We start from the raw sequence: 11,791 nt of genomic DNA, 5'->3' as shown, positions 1-11,791 counted from the left end.
GGGAAAGCAATGCCATCACATAGTTTATTTGAACATGTATCACATGGCTCTTTAGGAAATAAGATATTTGATATTTTAAGGGATCGTATTTTAAATGAAGAATATGAGCATGGACAGAAGTTAAATGAATTAGCTTTGGCTAATGAGCTGAAGATTAGTCGTACTCCAATTCGTGAAGCTTTAAAACAATTGGAATTAGAAGGACTTGTTGAAAGTATTCCTAATAAAGGAGTCTATGTGAAGGGATTTTCTCCACGTGATATTGATGATATGTTTGAAATTCGTTGTGCTTTAGAAGGATTAGCTATTCAGTTGGCTATTGATAGAATGGATGAAGAACATTTGGCTAAGATTAAAGATGTTTTTGAACTCATGGAGTTTTATACATTAAAAAAGGATCAGGAAAAAATTAATGATTTAAATATTTTATATCATGAAACAATTTATCAAGCGACACAATCTCAATATTTTGAACAATTATTAAAAGATGTTCATTATTATGTATCAGTGACAAGTCGTCATTCTATTACACAACCAGAAAGATTAGAAACAGCCATTCAAGAGCATCGTGCGATTTTAGATTCGATTGTATCTGGAGATAAAAAATTAGCGAAAGAAACGATTCAAAAACATATTAGAAAAACACAGACGCTTGTTCGTGCTTATTATGCCAGTAAGAAAAGGAAAAATGATAAATAAAAAAGAATGTCATTTCAACTGACATTCTTTTTTCATGGCAAAATAGGTTTTTCTTTATTAAGAATGAATTCAAGTGTATACAATGGGTAGTAGCATACATTTTGAGAATTTTCACCAATATTTTTTTGAGAAAATTTCAAAGCTAAGGAAGGTTTGTATTTTTTTGTAAAATTATTAAATGATGTTGATGCTGTGTTACGTGATGATTTGACTTCAATAGGAGTTACTTCTCCTTGATAATAAATGATAAAATCGATTTCCTGTGATTGAGAAGGTTCATAATAATAAGTTTCTTTCTTTTTTGAATGAAGTATCTGGGCAACGATATTTTCATACAGGGCACCTTTGAAATATCCTAAATCTCCCGAAATCAATGCTTTAATGACAGCTTCATCAAATTGGGATACAAGAAGACCAGTATCTGCCATATAAACTTTGAATATATGCAATTCTTTGTTGACTTCTAATGGTATCTCTGGATTTTTTAATCTATATGTTTTTATAATTAATCCACTGTCTTTCAACCAATCAAGACTTGATTCATAATAACGTGCATTTCCACCTTTTTTGATTAATTTATATTGAAACTTTTTATTTTCTTTGGCAAGTTGAAGAGGTATAGAATCATAGCATTCTCTTGCTTTTATTTTTTCAAAGCCATGAGCATATTTAAGCATATCGTTTCTATAGTCATCAACAATCTGTCTTTGAACCATCAAAGCTTCTCTGTAAGATTTTGTCTGAAAATAGGTCTGAACAACTTCTGGCATGCCACCAATAATCATATAGTCTTTAAAGAACTGATTAAATTTTTCATGAATTCCAGCAGGAATAGACTTATGATTTTCAATAGATTGATAAATTGTATCAATGATAGATTGATTAACACCCATTGCATCAATGAATTCTAGAAAAGTTAATGGATACATCTCCCATGTTTCAACATAGCCAACTGGAAATGAAGAACTTGACACTACAGCAATACCGAGCATGCTTCCAGAACAGATGATATCACATGGAAAATCTTCAGAAAGAAATTTTAAAGCCGTAAAAGCATCACTACATGCTTGAATTTCATCTAGAAAGAGTAAAGTATCTTGATCAAACTGAATATCTATATATGTTAATTCAAGATATTGTAATAAATCATGAGAAGTTTTTGTTTGCTTGAAAAGTTCTTGAAATTCGTTATCTCTTTCAAAATTGATTTCAACTAGATTTTTATAATTGTTTTTAGCAAATTCTCTAATGATATAAGTTTTACAAACTTGACGTGCTCCTTTGATAATAAGAGGTTTTTTATGTTGTTTTTGTTTCCAATTCATTAAATCATTATAGATTGTTCTTTTCATGTCTATCACCATCCATCCATAGTATATCATTTTCATGATAAAAAATACATAAAACGAAGATTTTTATTATAAAAAAATGTATAAAACATCTAAAAATATATTAAAAAAATGCAAATTGCATAAAAATATGTAATAAAAATATGCATATTAAGGTTTGTCAGTGCTGGTATGCCTTTTGCAATGTTATTTTCACAAGATATAATAATCAATTTTATTTCGTTACAGCTTTTTTTAGTGATAAAATACATACTTTTGATTTTAGACATTTGATTTGATTTGATAGTTATGAATACGGGTGTTATATCTTGCATATGTAACTTCAATAACATTGTTATTAGTATCATAAGTTACACGTTTTCTTCCTAATACTGGTCCCTTTTCTAGATTTAATGATTCTAAAATATTAAGTGGTGGAAATTCTGCATAAAATTCATCATCAAATTGACTAACTGATATATTGTTTTGATAAAGATATGTATATAATGAAAAATCATTAGGGGTAGATATTTCGGGTATGTGAAGAGAACTAGGTAGATAATGTGAAAAATGAATATATGGTTGACCGTCTAAATAATAGCATCTTGTTATTCTTAGGCATTTCCTTGAAAAATATGGAAATAGTTCATTTTGTGGATCTATGTCTATATATTCAAATTGTGTATGCTCTTTTGTCACTTGATATCCCTGTTGATTTAAGATGGAAGAAAATGATTGACCATTGGATAATTTATTAAAAATATTATTACTGATTACAGTTGTTCCTTTACCACTTTTTTTTGAAACATAACCATCATTTTCTAATAATTCAATAGCTTTTCTTATCGTGATTTTACTAACATTGAATTTTTTTCTAATTCTGTTTCTGTAGGTAAGAAAGTGCCTACTGGATAGATTCCATTAATAATAGAATCTTTTAAAACTTCCATTATAGAGTAGTAGAGTGGTACTTTTTCTATCATTAAATATCCTGGTATATGAATAAAAAAATTATGATCATTGTATTGCATACATAGGGAAACATATGGATTAAGAATTATTAAAAGAAGAATGAGAAAAAACATTTTATATGAAGAAATGGCAAAATGCTTAAATATGTCAGCTTCAACATTTTATGGAAAAGTCGGTAATCAAACATATCTTTTTTTATTAGAGATGATGACATAATTAAGAAAAGCTTAATATCAATCATAAAGCTACGATATAAAAGAAAAAGGGATGGTCATGGGGATGAAAAACGTTTTAGTTTCTTTTAGAACTGTTTTTTTAGTATTGAATTTGTAACTTATAAATCCATTTTTATATGTATTTATTAACACTATATCACGGAAAATCAATATTTATTGATGAAACTCTTTTCAAGAAATGAAAATAATATGCAAAGTGAACTTTTTGATATTATACTATATGTAGTAAATACAAGGAGGAAAAAAATAATGGAAAAGAAACCTGTAAAAATTGTTACAATTGGTGGAGGAAGTAGTTATACACCAGAATTAATGGAAGGATTCATTAAAAGATATGATGAACTTCCAATCAAAGAAATTTGGTTAGTTGATATTGAAGATGGAAAAGAAAAACTTGAAATCGTTGGAGCAATGGCTCAACGTATGTGGGATGCTTCACCATATGATGTCAAAGTGCATCTCACTTTAGACCGTAGAGAAGCATTAAAAGATGCAGACTTTGTGACGACTCAATTTAGAGTTGGACTATTAAATGCACGTGTCAAAGATGAAAGAATTCCATTTTCATATGGCATGTTAGGTCAGGAAACAAATGGTGCTGGAGGAATCTTTAAAGCTTTCAGAACAATTCCAGTGATTTTAAGCATTGTAGAAGATATGAAAGAATTATGTCCAGATGCATGGTTAATTAACTTTACAAATCCAAGTGGAATGGTCACTGAAGCTGTTATGAAATATGGAAAATGGGATAAAGTGATTGGTTTATGTAATGTTCCTGTAGGAGCAATGATGAAAGAACCAGAAACAATTGGAAAAACTTTAGACCAGTTAACATACAAATTTGCTGGATTGAATCACTTCCATTGGCATAAAGTTTTTGATGAACACGGAAATGAAGTCACTCAACAAATTATTGATGCTATGTATGAAGGAAAAGATGGAGGAATTCCAGCTAATATCCATGATATTCCATTCTTTAAAGAACAGCTTGATACAATGCAAATGATTCCATGTGGATATCATAGATATTATTATCGTCAAGAAGAAATGTTGAAACATGGACTTGAAGAATACAATACAATTGGAACAAGAGCACAACAGGTCAAACAAACTGAAGAAGAATTGTTTGAATTATATAAAAATCCTGATTTAGATCATAAACCAGAACAATTGGCAAAACGTGGAGGAGCACATTATAGTGATGCAGCATGTGAAACAATTGCTTCTATCTATGCGAATAAAAACACACATATTGTTGTTACAACAAGAAACAATGGAGCAGTCCCTGATTTACCAGCTGAAGCAGCTGTAGAAGTTTCTTCATTTATTGGAGCTACAGGAGCAAGAGCGATTGCCTTTGGACCATTGCAACCAGCAGAAAGAGGATGGTTACAATGCATGAAAAATATGGAATGGTGTGTAGAAGAAGCTGCAGTTACAGGTGACTATGGAAAAGCATTACAGGCATTTATCTTAAATCCACAGATTCCATCAGGAGCCACAGCAAAAAGAGTATTAGATGAATTATTACTTGCCCATAAAAAATATTTACCACAATTTGCAGATAAGATTGCCGAGCTTGAAGCAGAAGGTGTCACTATTAAAGATGATGTTGCAAGAGAATTAACTGAACAAGGATTATAATATTGATAAGCACTTTAGTCATTAAGATTAAAGTGCTTTCTTTATATTTTGAATATATCAATTTTTTAAATAAATATAAAAATAAGGTATTGAAATATCATACAATGAGCAAATGTTGGAATAGATTTGCTTTAGAAAAAGATTTTCTTGTGCTTCGACATAATTATCCAAAAAGTATCTTTATTTGGCAAAAAAGCATGGTATACTTATATAAAAGGATGTGAGAAAAATGCTTTGTTATTATAGTCAGTTTCAAACAAAACACTTAACACAAGATAAACTTATTGATATGTTACTGGAGTGGCTGGAACATTCTAAAAATAAAATGAATGGTTTAAATTATGATGGGCGTATTCCTTTTCAATATGAGATTGACCATAAAATATTAAATATACAAATTTTTGAACAGCGATATCTTACGCTTTATTTTTCAACAAAAGATAATTATAAAAATACACACTTTATAGTGGAAATTATTTATGATTTAATTGATGAAACAATACATTTACGTTTTTCTAAAGAAACTTCTAATGAATCCCGTTATATTTCTGCTGTATCTATACCTGCATTATTTAAAACAATAATGACATCACCTTATATTGAAGATGATGTTTATTCTTTTAATAATCAAGCACATCGTATAATTAATGTTAATCAATTAAAAGAAGTGAAAACAAAAAAGCCCCTGATTTATATGCGTACAAGATGGATTGATGCTAATCGTTTAGCAAGAGAAGTCTTAGGCTTGGCACATGTTTGTTATTGTATACAACAAAAAGAAGAAGGGTGCATAGAAATTATAGATGGTCAGGAGAGTCACTTTTGTCAGTTAAATAAGAAAATAGCTTATCATTATCAGATTCGAGAAATCAATGAACTTTTAAGAAACATGACGATTCAACAATATAAAAATGTCATGCCTTCATATGATTCACTATATCAAAAATGGCTTTATCATCAACAAAATTCAGCAATCAAGAATAGTCAAGAATATCAACAGGAATTTCAGGAAGAAATTATGCGTCGTCGACAAGAAATCAATGAATTGAAAGAATTTTATCATATGCTGTTGGAAGATATTGAAGAACAAAAACAAAAGAATGATCAACTTTCACAAATTCATAATCATCATGGAACGACATTGTTAGCTATTGATGATATGGAAAAGGTTATCACTTATCGTCAAAAACTTTTGCAGTATATTCAACATAAAGCTAATGAATTAGAAGCAACACATGAAATTTATCGTCGCTTAGATATTCTTCATGCGATTCTTGAAAAGAATGGAGGAAAACTATGAAATCATTTTCAACTTATCTGGAATTGAAAGAGAAATGGACGATTTCTCAATTTATAGAGTCTTTGTTTCAAGTCTATGGTATAGAGTATCAAGATATAGATTATAATCCAAAAAGGATAGAAAATCATTGTTATGATATTTATCAATATCCTCATGATGGAAGTGTTGTTGTCCATTTATATCATCGTATGGAATACATTTATAATGAAAAAGAGGGAGGTCTATGTATTCATAATGATGGTTATCAAAAAGGATATCGGTATATTGATGAATTATTGTCAAAACATTTGATTAAGGATAAGGAAATTTCTTTAAGTAATCAACCTATAAAAATTTGTCATGAAAATAAACAACAGGTCATACAATGGTTGGATGGAGGAACTCAACTACCGATTCTTTATATTCGTTATGAAAAGGTTGTTGATCCATTTTATCTGGCTCAACAATTAAGGGGAATTGCTTATGTTTTTTATGAAGACAATCAAGAAGTTGGCCATTGGATGACAAAGCATTGTCAAAAGATTTTGACTAATAGTCGAGTGATTATTTATTATTTAAATGGAGATTATAAAACATATAGGTTTGCTAAAAAGGAGTCACAGGATCAATTACAACAGCGTATTTTACATCAATTGACTTTATATTTAAAACAAAGACAATATGGAAATGCATATAGTTTTCGCTATTTAGAGAAAAACTACTTAGATAATTTAAGACAGTTTGCACAAGATTATGAAAAACAGACGATTGATCAATTAGGGGAAGAAATTGATAAATTGGAAGAAGAAAAAGAGAAATATTGTGCGTTGATTAGTGGACTAGAGAGTGAATTAAATGTGTTACAGATGCAAAATGAAATATTAGAAGAAGAACTATCTTTTCAAGATAATTATACGCTTTTAGATAAAGGAGATATTCCGGAATATTATCAAGCTGAACAAAAAGATATTTTGTTAGATATGTTAGAAGATGATGTGAAAAAGAATCATGTTGAAAAAGAGGATTTGTGTTTATTAAAAGATATTTTAAATCAAAATCCAAAAGATGGAACAAGAGATATGTATTTAGAAAAGATATTAAGAACGCTTATTAGTAGTTATGATTTTAATAAATTAAAAAAATATGGTATTTTTATGAAAGGAGATAAGAGTAAACATCATCTGGTCATGTTCTTTGATAATTCCAGATATCAATCAACCCTTGCTTCAACACCGAGTGATCAAAATGCCTGTCGACAAGTTTATCGACAATTTAGAAAATATTTCTTTTAGCCGATAGAACAATAGGTGAAGCAATAAAAATATTGTGTAATGCAAAGCAAATGAAGTGGTTACCATTGCAGTGAGTCAATTGACGAAATCCTCTTTACCATATAAGAAGTTATCATATCTTTGTTGTAATGAACCAATAGAACTAGTTTATTATAGAAAAACAAAGCGTTTGTTTTTTGGATGTACACATTATTTATCTCATTTTAGTCAAAATACAATAATGAATCTACAAGCAGGTCTTACTTATTTAAAAGAGTTAAACCGTATTGAATATCGTACTCTTGATGATTTGTTTGATTTTGATGATGATGTGCCTTTTTAGGAATAGGAATATGTATTTATTGAATAAAATTGTATCATAAAAGATAAAAAGAACACCAGAGTTATCATTCAGTGGTGTTCTTTTCAATATGACATGTATGTTTTTTTGTTTTCTTGTCATAACTGATTCCTACAATCAGTAAGTTATCTTTATACTTCTCTAATCCTTTTGGATATTTCTTTTCTTTGATTTGATCTATCGCTGTCTTGATTTCTTGATTCCATTTCAGCTCTATGATCATAGCTGGTTTATCTCGATATGGAATCAAAACAATATCCGCAAACCCTTTACCTGTTGGCATTTCTCTTATCATTGTATAATGATTTCTGGCATAGATATATGCTAAAGCAAGTGTATATGACAATGCATTTTCATTGTTGTAGGTCAGTATTGATGTATTGAGATGGGCTTCTTCGATATATCTTGCAACGCCTTCTTCATCTTTTCTCCATGTTGCTTCTAAAAGTTCACGACTGTTTAATAATGCCTTTGTCGTTTCTTCCCAGTTTGAATCTTCTATGGAATCAATAAAGCTTGTTGATACTTCCTTATTAGGAATATAACATGTATGGTCTGAATTATTATATCCTAAATAACCCAAATGAATCAGAAGTGTCAAGACATCGTCCTTTGATTTGAATGTTGTCATATCATTTTGGAACTTACTTGTATTCACATCTATACTCTCCCCTGACAATAATTGAACGATATTATCCTTTAAATCATCAAAGTTCATATCTATATAAACCTGCAGGGCTTCATAAGTTTCAGTAGATGTCCAGTAATTTCCAAATTGTTTTCTGACTATTGAAGAAACAACAGAGCGTGGAGAAAAAGTTGAAATATCATTTGTCATATGATATCCATCATACCACTGCTTCATTTCATCATAATTCACGTTATATTGAATACAAAGATTCTGAACTTCGGTTTCAGTAAATCCCATAAATTCAGATAATAATCCCGGATCAATCATTGAGATTTCTTCAAACATGTTCAAGGCACTGTGTGTCCCGTATTTTTTTATAGGTAGTATACCTGTCATATAAGCAAGTTCTACATAAGGTTTATCTTTCAATAGATTTCTTAAGAAATCAAGATATTGTTTCTGTGCTTCTTTATCTTGCTTGTACTCTCTAAAGATGCAATCCCATTCATCTATGATAAAAATAAATCTTGCACTTGCTTCAACATAAACATCTTCCATGATTTGAATAAGATCTGATGAATCAATATAATCGACATCTGAAAAGACTTTCTTAATTTCTCTAAATATCAATTTGGCGAGAAGTAAAATCATTTTATTGATGTCATGAGTCTTGCTTAAAAAATCCTGCATATTGATATGAATGACATGATGCTGATTAAGATGTTTTAAATAATGAGTAGTTTGACTGATTTTGAGTGAATCAAAAATATGATGAGAATCACAACCTTTAGAGTAATAGGCAACAAGCATATTGGCATCTGTACTCTTTCCAAAGCGTCTAGGTCTTGATACACATAGCTTATTATCACCGGTACCTATTAATTGATTTGTATAGTTAATCAGTAATGATTTATCTACATATATAGGATTGTTAATTGCCTGTTGAAAACTGTCATTTCTTGGATTGAGATATAAACCCATACATTTTCACCTGCTTTCTTTTCTTGTTTTATTATAACATTTGTATAAGTAAAATACCATGAGTATATGTACGAAAAAGCTTTAGTCAGTTACTTTGAGATACTATTTATAGTTATTTAAAATTTGTTAAGAGTATAACTAAAAGGTTGAGCTTTTTAGATTAATATAATAACTGATTTTATTGAAAGTGCGTATAAAAATTATCATACCAATCATAAATGAATGTAAAAATTGATGATATAATGTTATATTGTATCATCATTAAAATAGTTACCTGTGCTTATTTTTGTGATAATTGATATAAAAGTTTAGATAGTGATTTAACATCATTATAAATTATGTTATAAAGAAGCAAAAAAACTGTTCAACGGGTAGGTGAGTAGTACTTATATCTAATCATTACCAATTTAAACAGTCAATAATCTTTAATACTAGGAATTTATTTTTTATAGAATTTAATATATACGTGCTTATGTATAATTTCAATTAAAGAAATCTGATTAATTGAGTTGAGTAGAAAATATAATAATATGCCAAGATAAAAACAGTTGTATAGGCACTAGATACAAAATCGTTTATTATATATCATAATAAATAAAATGTATAAATTGTAGTTCTTGAATTTAAAAACCAGAAAGAAATATCCTATAGATATAAGTTTCTGGTTTGAATTGAAATCAATATTTTTAATCTTGTGTTGCTTTTATATCTTGCTTATCAAGGTATTTTAAATCTTGCATTTTTTCAATGATTTGTTTGGCTAGAAGTTCGTGGAAATCTTCATTTCCATCTACAAGATTATCACGTAACAAACTGCGAGGAATATATCCTTTATCTAAATCATCCTGATCACCATCTGTTGGGGTGATATTTGCATCTTTTAATCCGTTCTTTAATAAATAATCTCTAAATGATAAGAAATGTTCTTCATGTTCTTCTTCTAAGACTGCATTCATATCGTTAACGATTTGAAATGTTCGTTTAGATGTAAGAGAAACAACAATATATTTTTTGATACCGAGTTGGTTAAGTATAGCGCGTTGATATGTAATCGTTTTAAATATGCTACCTGATTCATAAGGATCATAGGTTCCTGTAAAAATAACTGCAATACCATTTTTATCAAAACTAGGGAAGTCAGTTGTGATTTGTGTATAATCGTCAATTGATGTTTCATTACCAGCTTCATCCCTTGTAAAAGTATGAATATCCTTTTCATCATCATATTTTAAAATACCACTGATTCCCTTGATTTCTACATTTGAAAAATTACTTCCTTTATTTTTGAGAACATCTAATTTATCATGATCTTCATCATATAAAGTGATTTCAACAGGATCTGTCTGAGCTGGAATTGTTATATCATGAGTATATATTTTTGTTCTTCCTACTCTAATAGCTAAATCTATTGTCTGATCTTTTTGACCACCAAAAGTTTCAATGTTGCAGTTTGTAAGTTGTGATAGATAAGTGGGATAAGCATGAGATTCAAGTGTTAAACTATCTCCAATGCAGTAAATAGTTTGATCGCTGGTTGGTTTTGAAGATACTGGTTGATCTTTTTGGAGGTTCTGATATTTTTTACTTTCATTACGTGTAATCAATGTATTATAACCAATAAGGGTCAAAATAATACATATGAGAAGAATAACAATTAAAGGAAATGATAGTTTCTTCATTAGTAATAATAATGATATGAACCAGAACCAGATTCGGCTTTTGTTAAAACGCTCCCAATAACATTGACATTACTACGTTTTAATAGATCAACACATTGAGCGGCATCTTTACGTTTTGTATCCTTTGCAGAAACAACAAAGATTGTTCCATCAACTGCATTACCAACTGGAATAGCATCTGAAATAGAACCAATTGGCGCACAGTCTATAATAATGAAATCAAAGTTTTGTTTTAAGATCTTCATATATTCTTTAAAAGTATCAGAGCTAAGAAGCTCAGAAGGATTAGGCACATGAATACCTGCTGTTAAAACGTATAGTAATCCAGAAAAAGATTGATCTTTTACTGTTTGGAAATATTCATCATTAAAGCGGTGTGTTTTTCCAAATTCTATCAAGGCATCAGTAAGACCATGTGAATTAGAGAGTTTCATATATCTATGTAACATTGTTTTTCTAAGGTCACAGTCAATAATTAAGACTTTTTTATATTTAGTTGCAAAGATGAATGCTAGATTCATGGCTGTTGTAGATTTTGCTTCACCTGGTTGAGATGAAGTAATAGCTATTGATTTTATAGGATTATCAACATTAGAAAATTCAATATTGGTACGAATATGTCTAAAAACTTCTGCATAATCAAACTGTGACTGTCTTTTGGATTTATCTAGAATATTTAAAGTTTTACGAATTTTTTTCTTTTGAGCCAT

At 29.3% G+C, this 11,791-nt stretch carries 11 protein-coding genes; 5 read left to right on the top strand and 6 right to left on the bottom strand.

Annotated elements, in window-relative coordinates; all coding sequences use genetic code 11:
* Positions 1-9: 9 nt before the first annotated feature.
* Complete coding sequence (locus ACGHJ8_RS10485) at positions 10-699, top strand: GntR family transcriptional regulator (protein ID WP_390540264.1); 690 nt, start codon at positions 10-12, stop codon at positions 697-699.
* A gap of 32 nt (positions 700-731) precedes the next feature.
* On the opposite strand, the gene ACGHJ8_RS10480 is transcribed toward ACGHJ8_RS10485, so the two are convergent.
* From ACGHJ8_RS10480 to ACGHJ8_RS10470, 3 genes are all read right to left on the bottom strand, one after another.
* Complete coding sequence (locus tag ACGHJ8_RS10480) at positions 732-2,051, bottom strand: ATP-binding protein (RefSeq protein ID WP_390540262.1); 1,320 nt, start codon at positions 2,049-2,051, stop codon at positions 732-734.
* A gap of 258 nt (positions 2,052-2,309) precedes the next feature.
* A complete protein-coding gene (locus tag ACGHJ8_RS10475) occupies positions 2,310-2,726 on the bottom strand; it encodes a UTRA domain-containing protein (protein ID WP_390540260.1) in 417 nt (138 codons plus the stop codon).
* A gap of 143 nt (positions 2,727-2,869) precedes the next feature.
* Entirely contained in the window at positions 2,870-3,058 is a 189-nt protein-coding gene (locus ACGHJ8_RS10470) for a hypothetical protein (protein WP_390540258.1), read from the bottom strand.
* 426 nt (positions 3,059-3,484) lie between these two features.
* Here ACGHJ8_RS10470 and ACGHJ8_RS10465 point away from each other — a divergent pair, with 426 nt between their 5' ends.
* The 4 genes from ACGHJ8_RS10465 to ACGHJ8_RS10450 all read left to right on the top strand — a co-directional run bounded on the left by ACGHJ8_RS10465 (position 3,485) and on the right by ACGHJ8_RS10450 (position 7,772).
* A complete protein-coding gene (locus ACGHJ8_RS10465; RefSeq protein ID WP_390540256.1) occupies positions 3,485-4,879 on the top strand; it encodes a 6-phospho-beta-glucosidase in 1,395 nt (464 codons plus the stop codon).
* Between the two features lie 229 nt (positions 4,880-5,108).
* Entirely contained in the window at positions 5,109-6,179 is a 1,071-nt protein-coding gene (locus ACGHJ8_RS10460; protein WP_390540254.1) for a hypothetical protein, read from the top strand.
* Positions 6,176-7,450: a hypothetical protein gene (locus tag ACGHJ8_RS10455; protein WP_390540252.1), complete on the top strand. Its 1,275-nt coding sequence runs from the start codon at positions 6,176-6,178 to the stop codon at positions 7,448-7,450. Before ACGHJ8_RS10460 ends, ACGHJ8_RS10455 begins: the two co-directional genes overlap by 4 nt.
* Before the next feature lie 70 nt (positions 7,451-7,520).
* Positions 7,521-7,772, top strand: a complete 252-nt coding sequence (locus tag ACGHJ8_RS10450; RefSeq protein ID WP_390540250.1) for a hypothetical protein — start codon at positions 7,521-7,523, stop codon at positions 7,770-7,772.
* 64 nt (positions 7,773-7,836) lie between these two features.
* On the opposite strand, the gene ACGHJ8_RS10445 is transcribed toward ACGHJ8_RS10450, so the two are convergent.
* The 3 genes from ACGHJ8_RS10445 to ACGHJ8_RS10435 form a co-directional block, all read right to left on the bottom strand.
* The gene (locus ACGHJ8_RS10445; RefSeq protein ID WP_390540248.1) at positions 7,837-9,402 is read right to left on the bottom strand and encodes an AAA family ATPase; all 1,566 of its coding nucleotides are present in this window, start codon (positions 9,400-9,402) and stop codon (positions 7,837-7,839) included.
* Positions 9,403-10,088: 686 nt separating this feature from the next.
* Complete coding sequence (locus tag ACGHJ8_RS10440) at positions 10,089-11,081, bottom strand: hypothetical protein (RefSeq protein WP_390540246.1); 993 nt, start codon at positions 11,079-11,081, stop codon at positions 10,089-10,091.
* Positions 11,081-11,791, bottom strand: coding sequence for a CpsD/CapB family tyrosine-protein kinase (locus ACGHJ8_RS10435; protein ID WP_390540244.1), 711 nt, complete (start codon positions 11,789-11,791; stop codon positions 11,081-11,083). Before ACGHJ8_RS10435 ends, ACGHJ8_RS10440 begins: the two co-directional genes overlap by 1 nt.

Source organism: Massiliimicrobium timonense (assembly GCF_042850985.1).
Lineage (GTDB): Bacteria > Bacillota_I > Bacilli_A > Erysipelotrichales > Coprobacillaceae > Allocoprobacillus.
Note: the sequence above shows the minus strand (reverse complement) of the source record. Positions and strands in the feature narration are given on the sequence as shown.